This window comes from Helicobacter felis ATCC 49179 (assembly GCF_000200595.1).
In the GTDB taxonomy this organism is placed as follows: Bacteria; Campylobacterota; Campylobacteria; order Campylobacterales; family Helicobacteraceae; genus Helicobacter; species Helicobacter felis.
Genome location: NC_014810.2, coordinates 1,097,317 through 1,116,405, shown reverse-complemented (window position 1 = coordinate 1,116,405; position 19,089 = coordinate 1,097,317). Strand labels below are relative to the sequence as shown.

The 19,089-nt window shown below is 45.8% G+C and carries 22 protein-coding genes and 1 tRNA gene; 8 read left to right on the top strand and 15 right to left on the bottom strand.

All coding sequences use genetic code 11. The features are described from left to right. Positions 1 to 28: 28 nt before the first annotated feature. Complete coding sequence (locus HFELIS_RS05630; protein ID WP_231844156.1) at positions 29 to 1,894, top strand: DNA translocase FtsK; 1,866 nt, start codon at positions 29 to 31, stop codon at positions 1,892 to 1,894. Between the two features lies 1 nt (position 1,895). On the opposite strand, the gene HFELIS_RS05625 is transcribed toward HFELIS_RS05630, so the two are convergent. The 11 genes from HFELIS_RS05625 to bamD all read right to left on the bottom strand — a co-directional run bounded on the left by HFELIS_RS05625 (position 1,896) and on the right by bamD (position 10,513). After that, positions 1,896 to 2,300, bottom strand: a complete 405-nt coding sequence (locus tag HFELIS_RS05625) for a hypothetical protein (protein ID WP_013469574.1) — start codon at positions 2,298 to 2,300, stop codon at positions 1,896 to 1,898. Further along, entirely contained in the window at positions 2,290 to 3,051 is a 762-nt protein-coding gene (gene motB / locus HFELIS_RS05620) for a flagellar motor protein MotB (protein ID WP_013469573.1), read from the bottom strand. Before motB ends, HFELIS_RS05625 begins: the two co-directional genes overlap by 11 nt. Continuing rightward, complete coding sequence (motA, locus tag HFELIS_RS05615) at positions 3,051 to 3,821, bottom strand: flagellar motor stator protein MotA (RefSeq protein WP_013469572.1); 771 nt, start codon at positions 3,819 to 3,821, stop codon at positions 3,051 to 3,053. The genes motB and motA overlap by 1 nt, the downstream gene beginning before the upstream one ends. Before the next feature lie 18 nt (positions 3,822 to 3,839). After that, complete coding sequence (locus tag HFELIS_RS05610) at positions 3,840 to 4,616, bottom strand: HesA/MoeB/ThiF family protein (RefSeq protein ID WP_013469571.1); 777 nt, start codon at positions 4,614 to 4,616, stop codon at positions 3,840 to 3,842. Between the two features lie 24 nt (positions 4,617 to 4,640). Beyond that, entirely contained in the window at positions 4,641 to 5,258 is a 618-nt protein-coding gene (locus HFELIS_RS05605; protein WP_013469570.1) for an MBL fold metallo-hydrolase, read from the bottom strand. A gap of 98 nt (positions 5,259 to 5,356) precedes the next feature. Continuing rightward, positions 5,357 to 5,494, bottom strand: coding sequence for a hypothetical protein (locus HFELIS_RS09050; RefSeq protein ID WP_013469569.1), 138 nt, complete (start codon positions 5,492 to 5,494; stop codon positions 5,357 to 5,359). A gap of 59 nt (positions 5,495 to 5,553) precedes the next feature. Then, a complete protein-coding gene (locus tag HFELIS_RS05600) occupies positions 5,554 to 6,321 on the bottom strand; it encodes a UDP-N-acetylmuramate dehydrogenase (RefSeq protein WP_013469568.1) in 768 nt (255 codons plus the stop codon). Continuing rightward, entirely contained in the window at positions 6,318 to 6,584 is a 267-nt protein-coding gene (fliQ, locus tag HFELIS_RS05595; RefSeq protein ID WP_013469567.1) for a flagellar biosynthesis protein FliQ, read from the bottom strand. The genes HFELIS_RS05600 and fliQ overlap by 4 nt, the downstream gene beginning before the upstream one ends. A 10-nt stretch (positions 6,585 to 6,594) precedes the next feature. Next, positions 6,595 to 7,428: a prephenate dehydrogenase gene (locus HFELIS_RS05590; RefSeq protein WP_013469566.1), complete on the bottom strand. Its 834-nt coding sequence runs from the start codon at positions 7,426 to 7,428 to the stop codon at positions 6,595 to 6,597. Further along, positions 7,428 to 9,863, bottom strand: a complete 2,436-nt coding sequence (gene lon, locus HFELIS_RS05585; RefSeq protein WP_013469565.1) for an endopeptidase La — start codon at positions 9,861 to 9,863, stop codon at positions 7,428 to 7,430. The genes HFELIS_RS05590 and lon overlap by 1 nt, the downstream gene beginning before the upstream one ends. A gap of 8 nt (positions 9,864 to 9,871) precedes the next feature. Continuing rightward, positions 9,872 to 10,513 (bottom strand): outer membrane protein assembly factor BamD, encoded by a 642-nt coding sequence (bamD, locus tag HFELIS_RS05580; protein ID WP_013469564.1) that lies wholly within the window; start codon positions 10,511 to 10,513, stop codon positions 9,872 to 9,874. A 114-nt stretch (positions 10,514 to 10,627) separates the two neighbouring features. Between bamD and fliW the strand changes: the two genes are divergently transcribed. The 5 genes from fliW to HFELIS_RS05555 are packed head-to-tail and all read left to right on the top strand — an operon-like array spanning position 10,628 to position 13,880. Next, positions 10,628 to 11,026: a flagellar assembly protein FliW gene (fliW, locus tag HFELIS_RS05575; RefSeq protein ID WP_013469563.1), complete on the top strand. Its 399-nt coding sequence runs from the start codon at positions 10,628 to 10,630 to the stop codon at positions 11,024 to 11,026. After that, positions 11,026 to 12,411 (top strand): pyrroline-5-carboxylate reductase dimerization domain-containing protein, encoded by a 1,386-nt coding sequence (locus HFELIS_RS08765; protein ID WP_013469562.1) that lies wholly within the window; start codon positions 11,026 to 11,028, stop codon positions 12,409 to 12,411. The genes fliW and HFELIS_RS08765 overlap by 1 nt, the downstream gene beginning before the upstream one ends. 9 nt (positions 12,412 to 12,420) lie before the next feature. Further along, entirely contained in the window at positions 12,421 to 13,101 is a 681-nt protein-coding gene (locus HFELIS_RS05565) for a F0F1 ATP synthase subunit A (RefSeq protein WP_013469561.1), read from the top strand. A gap of 3 nt (positions 13,102 to 13,104) precedes the next feature. Then, the gene (locus tag HFELIS_RS05560) at positions 13,105 to 13,326 is read left to right on the top strand and encodes a hypothetical protein (protein ID WP_013469560.1); all 222 of its coding nucleotides are present in this window, start codon (positions 13,105 to 13,107) and stop codon (positions 13,324 to 13,326) included. Beyond that, positions 13,323 to 13,880, top strand: a complete 558-nt coding sequence (locus tag HFELIS_RS05555; protein WP_013469559.1) for a thiamine phosphate synthase — start codon at positions 13,323 to 13,325, stop codon at positions 13,878 to 13,880. The genes HFELIS_RS05560 and HFELIS_RS05555 overlap by 4 nt, the downstream gene beginning before the upstream one ends. Here the strand turns inward: HFELIS_RS05555 and modB are convergent. Together modB and modA are read right to left on the bottom strand one after the other, a co-directional pair. Next, positions 13,868 to 14,548, bottom strand: coding sequence for a molybdate ABC transporter permease subunit (gene modB, locus HFELIS_RS05550; protein ID WP_013469558.1), 681 nt, complete (start codon positions 14,546 to 14,548; stop codon positions 13,868 to 13,870). The two genes, HFELIS_RS05555 and modB, sit on opposite strands and share 13 nt — an antisense overlap. After that, positions 14,548 to 15,261: a molybdate ABC transporter substrate-binding protein gene (modA, locus tag HFELIS_RS05545; protein WP_013469557.1), complete on the bottom strand. Its 714-nt coding sequence runs from the start codon at positions 15,259 to 15,261 to the stop codon at positions 14,548 to 14,550. The genes modB and modA overlap by 1 nt, the downstream gene beginning before the upstream one ends. Positions 15,262 to 15,389: 128 nt before the next feature. Here modA and HFELIS_RS05540 point away from each other — a divergent pair. Next, positions 15,390 to 15,467, top strand: a tRNA-Pro gene (locus HFELIS_RS05540). Positions 15,468 to 15,535: 68 nt separating this feature from the next. Here the strand turns inward: HFELIS_RS05540 and HFELIS_RS05535 are convergent. Further along, entirely contained in the window at positions 15,536 to 16,441 is a 906-nt protein-coding gene (locus tag HFELIS_RS05535) for a DMT family transporter (RefSeq protein ID WP_013469556.1), read from the bottom strand. Between the two features lie 119 nt (positions 16,442 to 16,560). Next, positions 16,561 to 17,772 carry a saccharopine dehydrogenase family protein gene (locus tag HFELIS_RS05530; RefSeq protein ID WP_013469555.1) on the bottom strand — a complete coding sequence of 404 codons (1,212 nt, stop codon included), beginning with the start codon at positions 17,770 to 17,772 and terminating at the stop codon, positions 16,561 to 16,563. A gap of 80 nt (positions 17,773 to 17,852) precedes the next feature. Between HFELIS_RS05530 and gltS the strand changes: the two genes are divergently transcribed. Beyond that, on the top strand, positions 17,853 to 19,082 hold the full coding sequence (gene gltS / locus HFELIS_RS05525; protein ID WP_041302835.1) for a sodium/glutamate symporter: 1,230 nt from the start codon (positions 17,853 to 17,855) through the stop codon (positions 19,080 to 19,082). Positions 19,083 to 19,089: the final 7 nt, after the last annotated feature.

Below are 19,089 nucleotides of genomic sequence, written 5' to 3'. Positions count from 1 at the left end.
TCTTGGGCTAGTCTATGGTCTCTTGGGATTGTTTTTTCTAGCAATCGTCTTTGGGCCTAGCGGGCTTGCAGGGGCGTGGGGGAGCATGGTGGCGCGAGGGAGTGCCGCTTATTTTGGCGCATGCGCCTACATTCTCCCCCTTTATTTAGCCTTGATGGTGTTTTTAATGCGTAAAGCCACTCTGCGATCTTTAGAGCTGTTGTTGGCTAGTTTGCTGGGGTTTTTAGCCCTAGTGTTAGGGCAGGCCTTAGTGGGGGCGCAAGGCTTGGTGGGTCAAGCCCTCTTGGAAGTGCTAGAGGCGTTTGTGGGGGCAGTGGGAGCGTGGCTTCTCACACTGGGGTTAATTCTCTGTGCGCTTTTTATTATAGCACCGACACAATTTAAGGCTGTGGCTAAAAATCTTTATGACTATCTCCTGCAAACCCCCTCAAGTTTACGCGCTTGGGCGCATAAAAAAGTCCAAGCCTACCCCAAACCCCCGCGCTTCAACCCCCCTTCCCCCTCTTCACCCTCCTTTAAAGTTAAGGTAACCTCCTACCACCCCCCCACACAGCCCCCCCAAAACAACCTAACCCCCTTGCCTCAAAACTACGGCGTAGAGCTCGCACCAAAAACTCCCACCCCCTCTACGCCTATGGGGGCTTATATGGATTTGCTCCAACAACGTCGATCTTTGCAGAGTTCAGAAATCCCTCAAGAATTCCCTCCAACTCCCCAAAATGCCCCCAAAGATTCTAATCCTCCCCAAAATGCCTCTCTGCCTAGCACAAACTTGCTCAATTCTCCCACTCCTCCTAAACACACCCCTGATCAAATCCAAACACAGGCACAAAATCTCTTGAGCAAACTACGCATGTTCAAAATTGAGGGAGAGATTGTGCGCACCTGCGTAGGGCCAGTGGTGAGCACCTTCGAATTTCGCCCCGCCACGCATATTAAAGTGAGTAAAATCATGGGGCTCTCTGACGACTTGGCGATGGCGTTGTGCGCCCAATCCATGCGCATCCATGCCCCCATTCAAGGCAAAGATGTTATGGGATTTGAAATTGCGCGCGATACAAGCGATCCTATTTGTTTGAGAGAAATCCTAGAAGATCCCATTTTTGCCCAAACCTCCCATAAACTCGCCCTAGCTTTGGGTAAGGACACGCGCGGAGAGGTTTTTGTGCTAGATTTAGCCACCTTACCCCATTTGCTCATTGCAGGCACTACCGGGAGTGGGAAGAGTGTGGGTTTGCATACGATGTTGCTCTCATTGCTCTACCAACACACCCCTACAAGTTTACGCCTCTTGCTAGTCGATCCCAAACGCGTAGAATTTAGCGCCTACACAGATATACCCCACCTCATCACGCCCATTCTCACCGACCCTACTCAAGCTATTAATGCGCTCAAATGTGCAGTTGAGGAAATGGAACGGCGTTATAGCGCTATGAGTATCCTGCGGGTGAAAAATTTAGAGGGCTATAACGCTAAAAGCGCGGACAAATTGCCTTTTTTGGTGATTGTGATCGATGAATTAGCCGACTTGATGATGACAGGAGGCAAAGAAGTAGAAGCTCCTATCATTCGCATCGCTCAAATGGGGCGCGCGTGTGGGATTCATCTCATTATTGCCACCCAACGCCCTAGCGTGGAGGTGCTTACAGGACTTCTTAAAACCAATTTGCCTACAAGATTGAGCTTTAAAGTGGGTTCTAAAATCGATTCGCGCATCATTTTAGATAACGATGGAGCGCAAAATCTCTTAGGCAGGGGGGATATGCTGTTAATGCAAAATAGCCAGCTGCAACGCCTGCACGCTCCCTACACTACAGAAGAAGAGATTGATACAGTTACAGAATTTTTGCGCGCCCAACAAGGTGTGTGTTATGATCCAAGTTTTACGCCGTGATTCAAGAGGGAGGTTCAAAATCCGGATGAAGGATTTGTGTCCCAAAATTGCTCTTAATCTCCACTCTTAGAGTTTCATCACAAAAAACTTCATAGCGCATTTTTTCATGCAACATGAGCGTGTAACTAGGCAAAATGGGCAAGAAAGAGCAACGCCCTTCATTGAGGGTTACGCTTTCTACGCGCACCTTATCTGTGATTGCCTCAATCTCTAAGATTCTCTTAGCGCGCCGCACGCCGTATTGTTGTGTCCAAAACACATAGGAAGGGTTTTCTAAATAAATGCTCGCCTTAAAAGGAATAACAGGGGGCTTTTTCTCTTCTCTTAAAAGCTCATCACCTGTAGGGAGTCTTTGCGCATAGAGGCAGATCACACTCAAACATAGAGCTAGAATTTTACTGCCCATTGAGACCCTTGTTTAAAATAGAACTGATTTTATTAATATTCTCAGGATTGGTTGAAAAAAAGATTTCTACGCGATTGTTGCGCATGCGATTTTCAATGCTGTCATTGGGCACAATGGGATTGTTAGCGCCATAGGAAGTAAAAGAGAGTTTTTGCGGGTTGATACCATCAGCGATGAGCTCGCGCATCACCTTGCTAGCACGGCTAGCTGCTAGCGCATAATGATCCTTAAAGGGAATGTGTGCGGGTATGGGCGTGTTGTCTGTATAACCCCTAACATTAATTTGGACTTGGCTTGGAAGGGCGCGGATAATGCTAGCGATGCGCCCAATGTATTCTTGCATGGTGGCGTTGATTGTATCCCCATAGGGTTCTGTGAAAATCAAACTAGAGGGGAGTTTGAGCACGGAGCCTTGATCGGTTTGTTCTAACACACTTCCCTCTCCAATCTTTTTAATAGTGGTCTGCGAAGGGTTGGATTGTTGGGTAGATTCGCGCTCTTCTATAGTGTCTTCTTGGCGACCGCCCGGAGCAGGAGGAATGGGGATCACAGGTTGGAAGGAATCTGGAATAGGGGCGTAGTCAAAAATCTTTAAAAATTCTTTCTTGAGAGCTTTGACTTTAGCCTTATTTACCACAGAGATCGCATATAGAGCAATGAAGAGCGCAAGCAAGAGCGAGAGGAAATCTGCATAAGGAACCGCCCAGCGTTCCCCTGCTGGACACTCTACTTTTTTAGCTTTTTTAGACATTATTCAAACTGCGATTTTTTAGGTTCGCCCGGAGCGATGTAGTTGAGTAATTTCATTTCCAAGTCCCTTGGGTTGTCCCCATTAGCAATTCCGATCACGCCCTCTAAAATCAAAATCTTCTCCTTGAGAATGTCTTTAGATTTATTTTTTAGTTTGTTTCCAAAAGGACCAAAGAGCGCATAGGAACACATAATCCCGGTAACGGTCGCGGTAAATGCCCCCGCGATCCCTAGTGCCATCTCTTGGGGATTGTCTAGTTTTTGAAGTGCCAGCATCAACCCTAAAACCGCTCCAACCAGTCCAAAAGTAGGCGCGCTCTCCCCTGCTGTGATCCAGTAATGCGCTGCGCCATGATAATGCTCTTCTAATTCCTCAATGGCCACCTCTAAACTATCTTGCACGGATTTAATATCCTTACCATCCACGATCATAGAAAATCCATTGCGGGTAAAATCATCTTCAATTTGGGCGACTTTGGACTCCAAAGACAGCACCCCATCCTTACGCGCCTGTGTGGATAGTTCAACAATGGTTTTAATGGTCTCTTGCAAATTGATCTTGGGATTGAGAAAAACAATCTTGATCTCTTTATAAGCTGCTTTGACATGGCGTGCGTGCGTGCTCACCATCGCCGCACAGAGGGTTGTAGGGATAATGATGATGAGCGAACTTAAGTGCACTACATGGGCGGGGTTACCCCCTTCCATAATGTCGCCCACACTAATAGCAAGAATCGCAAAAACCACACCAAGTACAGATGATAAATCCATAGAACGCCCTTTTTAAAATTATTGCTGTGGGTAGTCTTCTAGGCTTTTGATCCCATGCTCTCCACACACACGGCATTTAGGATTGCGTTGCACGCTGACATGCCTAAAATTCATGGTTTTTATATCCACGCCCAGTAAGGTATTTGTCAGCAAGGGAAAACCTAAGAAATACTTAATAGCCTCAGCCGCTTGGATACAACCCAACAAGCCGGGCACCACTCCAAAAAGGCCGGCCTTAAAAGTGGGGTTAAGTTTAGGATCGGGCGGGGTGTCAAAAACACAGGAAAAACACGCGCTCTTTTTAGGTAAAATCGTCATAACTTGCCCGCGGTATTTCAGCACACCAGCATGACTATAAGGCTTATGGCTTAACACACAAGCATCATTGATTAAAAATTTACTCGCAAAATTATCGGTCGCATCGATGATAAAGTCGTAACGATTGATGATTTCTAACGCATTCTTAGCATCAAGAGTGATAAAATGAGTCTCCACTTCCACTTCTGGGTTGAGGGCAAACATCTTGCGTGCAGCGGATTTGACCTTAGCACCATTGATTTCTTCGGTAGTGTGGATAACTTGGCGCTGGAGATTGCTCAGTTCTATAATATCAAAATCCAAAATCCCGATGCGCCCGATCCCAGCTGCAGCAAGATAAAGGGCATTAGGAGAACCCAAACCCCCCGCACCTACAATCAACACGCTGGCGTTTAAAAGCTTTTTTTGCCCCTCTTCACCCACATCTTCTAACATCAAATGGCGTTGGTAGCGTTCCTTTTGGGTGTCGCTTAACATAGGTATCCTTGTCGATAAAATAAATTAGAGATGGGCAATCCACGCCTTCATATGGGGTTGCTCACTTTTAAGGGTAGTCGGTTGCCCGTGTCCGGGATAAATGGGTTTATCCTGAGAGCTTTCTAAGGCTTCAAAACGCTTTAAAGACTCTTTCATGTCTGCAGGGTTGGAATAAGGGAAGTCATAACGCCCGATACTGCGCTGAAAAATAAAATCCCCACTGAAGAACACCCCTCCTAATTCGATCATCGAGCACCCCGGTGTGTGTCCGGGGAAGTGCCAGTAAGTAATGGGGACATTACCAATTTCAAAAGTAAAGGTATCCTTGTGGCAAGCTATGGGGTGAATGTCTTTTTCTAGGCAAGGGGTCAGCCCTAGAGAAAAACAATCTGAGGTGAGCATAAAAATATCCTCACTAGGGGCATACAAAGGCACAGAGGGCAGGGCATTTTTAAGCGCGTGCGCATCCCAAATGTGATCGTAGTGCCCATGTGTGATGAGGATTGCTAAGGGCTTTTGGGTATTCTCTAGCACCCACTCTAATGCTCCAAAACCCGGGTCGATGATAAAATCCCCCTGCTCTAAGCTAGCGATATAACAATTTGTTTGGGTGTTTCCAAAAGCCTTCACTTTGATCTGCATCACAATCCTTTGCCCTATTCTAGCAGATTTTTACTAAAGCTACTAACCCCAAATTTTCAAAATATCTTTTAAAGTTTTGGGGTTTGCGGGTGTGGCATTTAGGTTTCGATTTCTATGTAAGTTAGGGGGATATTAGAGTAATAATTTCCACTTGTGATTTCTACCGCTCCCTTGAAGAGGTAAAAGTTTCTAGCATAGGCAATCTCAAGGGGTTCAGTGGCGTTGATTTCTCTCATTAGCCTTAACTCTCTCTCATGCCCCCTAGAGTCTAGCTATGCGCATACAAACCTCCTCATTAAGTGAGAATACACACCTCTTCTTGCAAGATGATCCCAAAAGCGTTAAAAACCCGCTCTTTGGCTAGTTCGATCAAATCTAGAGCTTCTTCAAAATGCGCCCCTCCTAGATTGATGAGGAAGTTAGCATGCGCGCTAGAAAAACCCACCCGCCCCAAACTAAACCCCTTCATCCCTACCGCCTCTAACAGCCTGCCGGCAAAATCCCCCGGGGGGTTTTTAAAACAACTCCCAAAGCTGGGTTTTTTAGGGTGAAAACGCATGCTTTGGCATTCTTGCAGAACGCTTTTTCTAAAACCCTGTATCTTTTGCAAACGCACCCCAAAGACCACACCCTCAAATACGCTCGTGCGATAGCCTAGACCTAGTGCCTCCAAATCTAGCCATGTCCCATTGATATTAGCTTGTAAGATCACATCGCTCATCTGATAGGCTTTCATCCCCGCGTTCATCTTAAGCAGTCCGCCCACACTTCCGGGCAGGGCGCTTAAAAACTCCAAACCCCCTAAATTGTGATCCCTGAAATAGCTAAAGAGTTTTTGCGCGTTGGTTTTAGCCCCCACCTCTATAAAACTTCCCTTATCCTCTATAGTGTCAAAACAGCGATCTAAAATCGCCAAATTGCGCGCGTGGGGGGACACTAACAAATTATTGCCCAAGCCCACCATCTGCACCTCATAGCTCCCATAAGTGCGCAGGAGTGCCACCTGCACCTTGCCTCCGATTTCCACACTAGAATATTTGGAAAAATCTAAAACAAGGCTCAAGAAACCAGCTTAGGGATGAGCTTAAAGAGCATGCTAGTGTAATCTAAGAGCATGTTGAGCATCCAAGGCATGGTGATCACAATCACGGCGATCACAGCTAAGATTTTAGGCACAAAAGAGAGGGTCATTTCATTAATTTGTGTAGTGGCTTGGAAAATGCTTACCAAGAGCCCCACCACCAAGCCCACCAAGAGCACGGGCAAGGAAATCATCAAGGTGATCTTGTAGGTTTCAATGGCAAGTTTCATTAACTGGGCTTCCATAGTTACCCCCCTACATAAATTCTTGCAAGCGGTTGGCTTGTTGCATCCATGTTTGCAGTTTCTCCCACTCTTGGGCTTCTAGCCAACCTTTCACTTGTTGCATTTCTGTAATGAAAAGCTCTAACGCCTCCAAGATGCGCCCTTGATTTTGCGCAAAAATCCCCCGCCACATATCCGGCGCACTCTTAGAGAGACGACTCATATCCCTAAAGCCCCCTGCAGCTAGGGATAAGATATTTTGAGGGCTCTCTTGGGCTAAGACTACATTAGCTAGAGCGTAGCTAATAGCATGGGGGAGATGGCTTACAAAGGCGACATGGCGATCGTGTTCGTCCGCGCGCATTTTGACCATTTGCATACCAATCGCACTAAAGAGTTCTCTAGCGCGCTCTGTGTGCATAGACGCGCTCTGTTCTGTGTCCACCAACACCACGATTTTATGTTTATACAGGCCTTTTAACGCGGCTTTAGGACCATGAAACTCTGTGCCACACATCGGGTGTGTAGCGACCACTTGAGGGCGGATAGTTGGGGGAATGGCGCGCACAATCTCCCCCTTAGCCCCGCCGATCTCAATAATTGTGGTTGTTTTGGGGGGTTGTAACTGCTTGAGAATATCTATAATGCCCTGCAAAGGGGTCGCTAAGATGAGAACATCACATGTTTGCATGTGCTCAAAATCTAGGCATTCCTCCACTAGTCCTAAACTCAAGGCCATTTGGGCATGTATGGGGTTACTATCAAAACCTAACAAGCTTTTAATGCCTAGCTGGGCGCGCACCTCCTGCAAGGCTAGCCCCATCGAACCCCCCATCAGACCTAGCCCAATAATGCCTACGCGCATTAGGGCACCAAGGCAATTTCTAGCACATCCTCAATATGGCGCACAGCTTTAATTTCCATATTTTCTTGCACCTCTGTAGGAATGTCTTTTAAATCTCTTTGGTAGTTCTTCTCAGGGATCAAAGCGGTTTTAATGCCCGCTTTATAACTAGCAATAAGCTTTTCTTTTAATCCGCCAATGGGCAAAACCCGTCCGCTCAAAGTGAGTTCGCCCGTCATCGCCACATCAGCGCGCACTTTTTTATCACATAAAATAGAGGCGATGCTAGTGGCCATAGTGATCCCTGCACTAGGACCATCTTTAGGAGTCGCCCCTTCGGGCACATGCAAATGAATATCATAGAGATTATAGATTTTGCCCTCTTTAGATTTTTTCTTTTTGGGGGTGAGCATGTCCTCATCAATGAGCAATTTCACTACAGAATGCGCAATATGGGCGGATTCTTTCATCACCTCGCCCAAAGACCCCGTGAGCTTTAAATTCCCCTTGCCCTTGAGTTTGATCGCCTCGATTTTGAGCACATCCCCGCCTACACTTGTCCACGCTAGACCATTGACAATTCCTAGCGCGTCTTCCTTGTCGATGGGATCGATTTCAAAAACGATTTTGTCTAAAAATTCGGGGATATTTTCAGGGGTGATATGGAGTTTACGGCTAGGGCGACCCCGCTTGCGCGCGTTGGGTTGTTCTTGGGTTTTAGACGATTTTTCTTCTTTGGGGGTCTTTTCCTCTTGATCGTGCAAGATTTTTTTAGCGCATTTGCGCATGATGGTCGCAACAGCGCGTCTAAGCCCACGCACCCCTGCCTCTCTAGTGTATTTTTCAATGATGAGTTGCACCGCTTCGGGGGTGAAAGAGACTTCAGTGCTTTTAAGGGCATGCTTTTTGAGCTCTTGAGGGATGAGGTAGTTGCGCGCGATTTGCTCTTTTTCTTGAGGGGTGTAACTGGACACGCTGATAAACTCCATGCGATCTCTTAGGGGAGGGGGGATGGTAGCGGTGTCATTAGCGGTAGCAATGAAGATGATCTTAGAGAGGTCAATATTAAAATTGGTGTAATAATCCCTAAAGCTGGTATTTTGCTCAGGGTCTAAAATTTCTAAAAGCGCGCTAGCTGGATCGCCACGCATGCTCTTATCCACCTTATCAATCTCATCGAGCACCATCACGCAATCCATTTTCTTAGCCTCGATCAAGCCCTGCACAATGCGCCCGGGCATAGAACCTAAATAAGTGCGGCGGTGTCCTCTAAGTTCGTTGACATCTTCTAGCCCGCCCAAAGCGATGCGCACAAGCGGACGGCTAATCGCCTTAGCAATGGAGTTAGCTAGGCTGGTTTTGCCCACTCCGGGGGGACCATAGAAACATAGAATTGTGCCCTTAGTTTCTTTATTCTCCTGTTTGCGCAAGCGCATTAGCTCCATCGTAGCAAAATATTCTACAATGCGCTCTTTAGGCTTTTCTAGGCTGTAATGATCGACATCTAGCTGTTTTTCCACTTCTTTGACGGAGAGATGTTTTTGACTATATTGTCCAAAAGGGATTTCAAGCACCCACTCGATGTAATTTTGCAAAATCCCCACATCCGAGCTATCTTGATGGATGCGACTCAAGCGCTCGATCTGTTTTTTAATCTCTTTATGGATTTCTTTGGTGATAAAAGGCTCAATAGCACTTAGTTTTTGGAAGTACTCTTGGATTTCCTCATCGCGTTGTTTGTCAATGCCCAATTCTTTTTGGATTTGCTTAAGTTGTTCTTTAAGAAAGTATTCCTTATTGACGCGCTCCATTTTGCTATGGACTTTGCTTTTGATCTCTTTTTGGAGTTTTTGGGTTTTGGTTTCCTCCATCACTAGATCGATGAGGTCTAAAAGTCTCTCCTCCGTGTTGTCATTAGCAAAGAGCTTGTAAGATTGTTCTTTTTTGATGCGCAACGCAGAGGCAATCAAATCCACAATACGGTTAGGATCGCTATTATCATCAATGGCGCGCAACAAATCTGGAGGAAAAAACTGGCTAATATTAGCTAAATTGCCCACCTTCTCTTTGAGAATCTCTAAAATAGCGCGTATTTTGTCATGGTCATAATCCTTATAGGTGATCACCTCTACCATCGCCTCTAAAGGGTCGTGGGATTGGATATTGACAATGCGTCCCTTGCAAATCCCTTGAAAGAGAATTTTCATGCGATTGTCAGGTAAAACCACCTTGCGTACAATACTCCCAATCACACCCACATCATAAAATTTGTCCGCTTCCTGTTCCCCATTTTTAGCACAACTTACAAAAATCAAATCGTTTTTGTCTTGAGTAGCTTTGTTGGCTGCCTTGATATTAGCCTCACTGTTGATAAAAATAGGCGCGATCATGAAAGGGTACATAAAAGTTTCTTCCTCCACGATCACGGGCACTACACTTGGAAATTTTTCAATCATCTGTTCCCTTACCAATTAAATATCGCCACATACCAGGGCATATAAGATTTTTTAGGATGCGTTTCTTTTTCTAAAACCTCATCCACGCGATCTAAATAGCGTTTCACACCCTCTTTTTGGTGGCGTTTTTTATAGACATTAGCGATCGCGCGGTTGAGCTCATTTTGTCCTAAAATGAATTTAACCTGCATGTATTCTACTTGGTTAATAAAACGGCTATTGGGATATTTGTCCACAAAATCGTTCAACATCCCAATGGTGTTAGACATAAACTCTTGATCCTTGCTGTGGTTTTTAAAGGAATAGTAGCGCGCTTGGAGCTTGAGGTATTTCAAATAGTCCACATTGCTCTCATTCCCAAAGCGTTTGATGTATTCATCAAAATAATACTCGGCCAACACAAATTCCTTTTTCTTTAAATGCGCCTGCCCTAGAGCCAGCATGGCCACAGGCACAAGGGGCGAGTTAATGTGTTCGCTTTGCAAGGAAGAATAGTAATTGTCCGCAGTCTCTAAATTCATAAATAAAATTTCGCGCAAAATTCCTTGATACCAAAAGATTGCCGGGCGGTTGTAAATAGCATCCTTATTTTTCTTGGCACAGCCCAACCACAACAGCGCACACGCCAAAGAAAGCCACAAAACCCGCATTCTAGAACCTTTCATGCTCAAAGGTTGTCATTATACCAAAAATCCCCCGCTAGATTGATTTTTAGAGTGGATTGTAGTAAAATTGGAGCTTTTACATTATGTGCAAGGGTTGGAATGTTATTTAGTGTCAAATCCCCCATTTTAGGATTTGAGCAGGTCTCTAAAATGGAGTTAGAAAAAATTGATGAAGTGTTTATGCGCCTACGCAACGCCGATGACATCGCTCCCACCTTTACCCTTGTAAATCCCTTTGCCTTGCGCAATTACGAGTTTGACATTCCACTCGGTCTACAGGTTTTGCTCAACCTCGATCAGGCTCAGAATATTTTGATTGCTAATATTGTGGTGCTCCAAAAGCCTCTTAAAGAATCTACCATTAACTTTTTAGCCCCGCTAGTCTTTAACTTCGATCACCAACTCATGGCGCAGGTGGTGCTGGATAGTGCCAAGTACCCCCAATACCACATCTCTGAACGCATTGCTCAATTTTATCAGGAGGATCAGGAGTCCTAATGAAAACGCGTTTACTCATTGTGGGTTATGGCAACATGGCGCGTGCCATATTAAAGGGCTTTGCTAAAAACGCCTCTAAACTCCAAGATCACCACATCCAAATCACGGGGCGTGATCCGGAGAAAATCCGCCCTTTTTTGGAGACTTTGCCCCTTGAGGTGGAAATTGTGCCTGCACATAAGCATGTTGAGAAATATTGTGAAGAGGTAGAGTCAGCAAACGCACAAAGATATGAGATACAAGAATACGCTGTTGGCGGTCCTTATGGGTGGGGAAAGCTTGTGCCAGAAGCCACATGCGAATCTGGGTATCGATCTGTAAATGATGTCAATGTGGAAAAGGCGGTTGTGCTCCTGACTATGAAACCCCATGCTTTAGAGAGTTTCTCCTATCAGGGCACAGCTCTTTTAGTGCTGAGTGTCTTAGCGGGGGTAAGTGTGGATGCGCTTAAAGAGCGCATTAAAAGCCATGCCTATGTGCGTTGCATGCCCAATGTTGCTGCCGAGTATGGGCTGTCTGCAACAAGCTATTATGTGGATACTGCGTATCATCCCAAATATTTAAAAGTTCAAGATCATGACTCATATAATAAACCCAACGAACAAGAGGAAGACTTTGAATGGTTGTCTGAGTGGCTATCCAGAAAATTCCCCCATGATTTTTTAGAGGGGGTAGGGTATCTTCTAGGTATCGATCCTAGCATGGTAGATGTTGACGCATTTGTCAGCAACACTATAGATAAGGTGATGGGTGAAGTCAAAAATAATTTTCCTGAGGCTTCCAAAACATGTGCTGAATTTGAAGAATATGTGCTAAACCATATGCACTCTCTAAACAATGTTGCCTTTGAATCTGAGTTGCAATCTTATCTCAAAAAGCAACACCAACATGTTGTGAGGTGGATCAAAAAAGCCTACAAATCAATACTGGCTAACTACGATCAAAATTACGATCTAAGGCGTCAATTAATCTACAGGCATCGAGAAGACCTGAAGAAGCAAATTAGTTCCTACGCTCAAACAATTTTAGAATGCTTTGGAAGTTGTGTAGAGGTGCAAAGCGAAGCCCTCATTGACGCTTCTCTAGCCACCAATGGGAGTTCTTTGGCTTTTTTAAGCATGGCAGCTCAGGCTCTAGTGAGTGCGGGCGTGCGGGAGGGTTTAAGTGTGGATCAAGCCTCAGAGCTTGTAGAGCAGAGTTTTAAGGGTTTTGCCCAACTCTTGCAAGAGAGCGACCCCCAAGAGATCATCGATTCCATCTGCACCCCCGGGGGCGCGACCATCGCGGGTTTAAGCGTGCTGGAAGAAAAGGCGTTCAAGGGTATTTTAATGCAGGCGTGCCATATCGCTGTGCGCAAAGGGCGCACCAAGTTTAAATCATCTTAGGAGTAAGACATGGAGCATCGGTTATTCACTTTTGCAGGGTTGTTGAGTTCAGATCACAGCTTTATTGTTGGGTTTTACACCATCGTGTGCGCGCTAGCCACTCTCATTATTGGCAAGATAGCCGCGAGCAAATTACAAATGGTGCCCTTTGGTTTGCAAAATGTCTATGAGGCGACCATTGAGGGCATTTTACATGTGGCTAAAGATGTGATCGGGGAGGATTTAGCCCGTAAATATTTCCCCCTAGCGGGCACTATTGCGCTTTTTGTGTTCTATTGCAACATGATAGGTATTATCCCCGGGTTTGAAGCCCCTACGGCTAATTGGAGTTTTACCCTCGTGCTCGCCCTCATTGTCTTTTTTTACTATCACTTTGAGGGGATTCGCACCCAAGGACTCATCAAATACTTTAGTCATTTTCTAGGCCCAGTGAAATGGCTCATTCCTATCATGTTGCCCGTAGAAATCGTTTCTCACCTCTCTAGGATCATCTCGCTCTCTTTCCGTCTCTTTGGAAATATCAAGGGCGATGACATGTTTTTGCTCATCATGCTCTTATTAGTCCCATGGGTCATTCCCATCGCGCCCTTTATGGTGCTCTTTTTCATGGGAATCTTGCAAGCTTTTGTCTTTATGATCTTGACCTATGTCTACTTAGCCGGTGCGGTCATCGTGGATGAAGATCACTAGGCGATGGAAAAAGCCACTCTCATCGCCCTTTTAGATTTCTTTGCCGGTCTTTTTGTAGGGATCGCGCTGACCTGCGGAGGGTTGAGCCTTTTTATCTTTAGAGATTGGGATATGAAGGTAGCGATCTTTGTTGCTCTCTTTGTCTTTGGACTTTTTAGCTTTTTTGCTCTGCTTTCTAAATCCATCGCTGCCTTGCTCAAAGACAGCCCACGCGAGCGCATTTGATCGAATCTTATTGCATCACCCCGCCTTTTTTAAGCACACGCAACCTAGAGGATTTTAAAACCACCCTTTTTAAAAGCTTTAGCACCCACCGCCCTAGTCGCGCCTGTTTGCGCGCCCCGTGCGCGCCCCCCGATTTACTTGCCTGTTTTGTGGAACTCTGTAAAACTTTTGCAATAACTAGCTATCTTAATCTCCCCCTTCTCTCTAGCAGTATTGATCAAGCCCTCCAATACGGCTTTTTTGGTGTGCATGCTAAGGGGCACGCGCTTGCAGAATTGCCTAGCATTCCTCCCACTCTCTCTAGTTTTTACAGCGCGCATAGCGCACAAGAGGTGCAACAAGCCCTAGATTTAGGGGCGCATTTTTGCACCCTAAGCCCCATTTTTCCCACTCCTCACAAATCCCCTCCTTTAGGTTTAGATTATTTGGATCAACTCACCCCCTTACAAAAAAATCGCCTCTTTGCTTTGGGTGGGATTGTGAGGATCGAGCAAGTTAAACTCATCGCCTCAAAGGGTTTAAGAGGGTTTGCTAGTGTGCGCTATTTTTTATAGGCATCTTGTGCCCTCTTTTGCCACCAGAGAATCCCAAAGAGTAAAACAAAGCTCACACCAGAAAGCACTAAGGCGTATTGATTAGCCAGTGTATCGTTATTGGCTTCTGAGGCAATAAAGATCGCCACGCTAGCCACGCGTGTTTTTCCCTCAATATCCCCTCCTAACATGATGACTACGCCAAACTCCCCGATAGTGTGCGTAAAGGTAGTGGTGATGGCCAGCCACAAACTGGGTTTAATATTGGGCAAAAGCACTCTAAAAAAGGTGAAAAGTTTGCCCTTACCCAAAGCGTAACTAGCTTCCTTGAGCGAGGGGGGCAAATTAGCTAGGGCGTGTTGGATGGGGTTAACCATGAAGGGCAGAGAAAAGATCACGCTGCCCAAGATTAGCCCCTCAAAGCTAAAGACTAGGCGCAGGTGTAAGTATTTGTCTAAGAAAAGTCCTAGTGGGCTGGTGGGAGATAAAAGCAATAAGAGATAAAAACCTAGCACTGTGGGAGGGAGCACTAAAGGCATCCAAGTAAGGGTTTCTAAGAAAGTTTTAAGTAAACCCTGCCTGTGCGCTAAATAAGCTCCTAAAGCTAACCCTATGGGGAGTAAGATGAGAGTCGTGCAGGCGGCTAGAGTAAAGGTGAGCTTGAGAGTGGTGAAAAAGGTGTGATCCACTAATCCACAATATAGCCGTAATTTTTCAAAATCGCGCGCCCTGTTTGCCCAAGGATAAATTGTTCAAACTCTCTAGCAAGAGGGTTTTTTCCCCCTGCCTTGGTGAGCACTAAAGCCTGTTCAATGGGTTGGTAATACTCTTTGGGCACAATGTAGTAGTGCTTAGAATCGCGGCGATCCATCAAAGAGAGCGCGCTAAAGCCCAGCTCAGCCCCTCCGCTGGCGACATATTGGTTAGCTTGGGCGATGGAGTTGCCTAGTAAAATCCTAGATTTAAGAGTTTGGGCGAGCTGAAGTTTTTCAAGCACTTCCATGCTAGCCTTACCATAGGGGGCTAAAGTGGGGTTAGCTATAGAAAGGTGTTCAAAAGAGCCTTTTAAGACCTCTAAAGAAGGCACTAAGCGCGTTTTGCTCCATAGCACAAGCACACCCTTTGCGTAAACTTTGGGGGTGTAGGGGGTGATCTTGTCCTCACTCAAGCGTAAGGGTCGTTTCTTATCCGCGCTCACAAAGAGATCAAAGGGCGCGCCTTGTCGGATTTGATTATACAGCTTGCCCGAAGAACCAAAGCTCAAAGACACCTTAACATTTGGATGTTCTTTTAAAAAAGCTCGCTTAATCTCTTCTAGTGCTTGAGTAAGATTAGCTGCCCCAGCGGCATGAACCTCTTTGGCCTCTTTGGCTACACCTACAGAGAAAACCAACAATATCATTCTTAAAAATCGCCATGCAGATTGCAACACTGTCCACTCCCTCATGATGTGAGATTATAACATAAACCCCCCGCCACCAGTTTAAGTTAAAATTAATGCGTGTAGGGGTAAGATAAGAGCTTTTGAAACGGAGTATGGCGCAGCCTGATTAGCGCGCACCCTTGGGGTGGGTGAGGTCGTGGGTTTGAATCCCGCTACTCCGACCATTCTCTTCTTTTTAACCTTTTTCTTGCAATGAAGTTTTTTAATCCGGACTGTGGCTAGCACGAGACTTTTATCCTCTATGTGTCTTTTTGCGCGTTTGGGTGGTGATAAGTATCCCTGAAATCACAATAAGCCCCATCCCCACTCCCTCTCCAATGCCCAGCCATGGGTCTCCAAGCAATATTCCAAAGAGACTGCTCCAAATTAGGCGCGTGTAGTTCATTGGGGAGATAATCCCCACTGGCGCGCTCATATAGGCTTTAGTGAGGAAAAATTGCCCTAACATGCCCGTGAACCCAATCCCCATAAAAACCCATAGATCCCACTGCCACCAGCTCCCATCAAAGCGTAAGGGATGGTAGCCTGAAGCAAAGGGAGACAGATGTATAAATAGTCCTATAAAACCCAAAACACTTAGACACAAACTAAAAACAAAAACCACAAAGCCTTCATCATAATATTCTTTTAGGCGGTTTAAACTGCTGTAAGCGATGGCCACCAATAAGCCATTGAGCACACCACAGACAATCTGTCCCCATGAGAGACCGCTAGTATATGGATTAGCAACCAAGATCACACCCATCACTCCTAATAAACCTGCCAGTAGCAAGCGCGGACTTATGGGTTCTTTAAAGATAAAAAAGGCGATGGCGATTGAATATAGGGGCGCACTTTGATTAAAGGCAGAAGCGGTGCTCAAAGACATAATATAAATGTTATGGCACATTAAAATCATGCTAGTCGATCCAATCACCATGCGCCAACCTAATAAAAAAGCCCCTCCTTTTTTGTGCGCTTTAAAACTAAAGGGTTTGGCGTAGTAAAGCAGAGTTAGAAATAAGAGCATAAAAAAGGAGCGATAAAAGATATTTTCTAGGGGCGAGTAATAGTGGCTCATCATTTTAATCAATGCCCCCATGACTCCCAAATTCAAGGCACTCAACGCCATATAAAACAAACCCAACTTGACATTCATGCGAGAACTCCAAATGGCAAGCACGCTCGCTCTAATTAAAATTTAAAGCATGAGTTTACGTGGAGATCTTACAACAAGCAGGCCAAACAAGCTTTGCAAGGAAACCTTAGAGTAGAAATCTAGCGCACAATCACTTCGTAGCCCAAACCTTGTTTGGTGAGTTCTTCTAAGAAAGGATCGGGGTCGAGTTGTTCTAAGTTAAAGACTCCCTTAGAGTTTTCTCCGCCCCAAATGCCCTTGCAAATCATCATCGCCCCAACCACAGCAGGCACGCCAGTCGTGTAGCTGATGGCTTGCGATCCCACCTCATCATAGCATTTCTGATGATCGCAGACATTGTAAATATAGAGCTTTTTCTCCTGCTTGTTTTGACTACCGCGGATATAGCACCCGATATTAGTTTTACCCGTTGTTTTACCTGCAAGACTAGCTGGATCGGGCAAGAGTTGTTTTAAAACTTGGATGGGCACTACTTGCGCGCGTCCCCCCTGTGCGGTAGGCACTTCCACCGGATCGATATGGAGCATACCCACATTGGCCAAACAACGCATATGGTTTAAGTAGTTTTCTGAGAAAGTCATAAAGAAGCGAATCCGCTTTAAACCCTTGATATGTTTGACCAGCGACTCTAACTCCTCATGGTAGAGCAAGTAGGAATCGCGCTCACCAATGCCCGGATACGCCCATGTTTGCTTAATTTCCAAGGGCTTGGTCTCTACCCAAGAACCATTTTCATAGTAACGCCCCGGTGCGCTCACTTCTCTTAAATTGATCTCAGGATTAAAATTGGTCGCAAAGGGGTAGGGGTGGTTGCCTGCATTGCAATCTAAAATATCAATATCGTAAATCTCATCAAAGTGGTGTTTTTGCGCGAAGGCACAAAAGACATTGGTAACCCCGGGATCAAAACCACTTCCTAGCAAACCAAAAATCTGGGCTTCTTTATACGCCTTGTCAAAGGCCCATTGCTCTTTATACTCGAATTTAGCGACATCGGGATGTTCATAGTTAGCCGTGTCTAGGTAATTGGTCTTAGTCTGCAAACACGCCTGCATGATGGCCAAATCCTGATAGGGCAGAGCGACATTGATCACCACTTTAGGGCGGTATTTCTCAATGAGGGCGACCACTTCCTGCACACTATCCGCATTGACCTGCTCACAAACCACCTCGCCCAAACCTCTCGCTTTGACTTCTTTGGCGATTTGTTGGCATTTGGAAAGCGTGCGGCTAGCCAACACCACTTGGCTAAAAACTTGGCGATTTTGGCACAGCTTATGGGCAACTACGTTACCAACCCCCCCAGCCCCAATTTGCAAGACAACGGACATCTCTTCCCTTTTATGATAACACGATGATATGTGCTATTATAAGCTAAATATTTTAACGCTTTAATTAAATGGGGTTAGCAATGCAAACGATCACTCTTGATGTTTATGGGACTTTGGTGTGCATGGTAGGGGTGTTGTTGCTAGGGCGTTGGATTATTTCTAAAATTAAATTCTTGCGCGATTACGACATCCCTGAGCCCGTTGTAGGGGGTGTTTTAGTCGCCATTGCCATTATGATCGCCCACAAATTCTACGACTTTAAATTGGTGCTCGATTCGGGGCTGAAAACCCCTCTCATGCTGACTTTCTTTATCACTATTGGTTTAAGCGCGGATTTTGCCTCTCTAAAAAAAGGGGGGAAAATGTTGGGCATTTTTGTCGCGGTGGTGGGAGTGTTTGTGGTGATTCAAAACGCCGTAGGGGTAGGCATTGCTAGCTTGATTGGTGCTAATCCTCTCATGGGGCTTTTAGGAGGCTCAATCTCACTTATTGGCGGGCATGGCACCAGTGCGGCGTGGTCAGATGTCTTTATCAAACCCCCTTATGGCTTTGCTGAGAGCCTAGAGGTGTCCATCACTTGCGCAACCTTTGGGTTAGTGAGCGGGGGGCTCATCGGCGGGCCTGTGGCGCGCTACCTGATTAAAAAATACAAACTAGAACCCAGCCAGCAAGATAAAGAGCGCATGGAGCAAGAGCCTCCTAGTGCGTTTGAAACCCCTAGAAAAGAGCGCCTCATCACGGCAAGCAGTTTTATAGAAAGCTTGGCTTTGGTGAGCATTGCCCTGTTGGTAGGCACTCTGATCTCCAAAATGGCGCATGTCAAGGTGGGCGGGGTTACTTTGCCGACCTTTGTATGGTGCTTATTTGTGGGGGTGCTCTTGCGCAATCTGCTTTCTTATTTTAAAATCCACAAGGTCTTTGATCGCGAGGTGAGCGTGATTGGGAATGTAAGCCTCAACCTCTTTTTGGCCTATGCTTTAATGAGTATTGATTTGGTCAAACTTGCCCATTTAGCTCTGCCCATTATCGTCATTTTGAGCGTGCAGGTGGTGGTGATGATCCTCTATAGCATTTTTGTAACCTTTAGAGTCTGTGGCAAAAACTACGATGCGGCGGTTTTGAGCGCGGGGCATTGTGGTTTTGGTTTGGGCGCGACCCCTACAGCGATGGTGAACATGCAAACCATCACCACCCACTACGGGCATAGCCATGTCGCTTTTCTAGTTGTGCCCTTAGTGGGAGCGTTTTTTGTAGACATCATCAACGCTGTGGTGATCAAAAGCTTCTTAGCCCTGCCCTTCTTCTCTTAGGCACGCC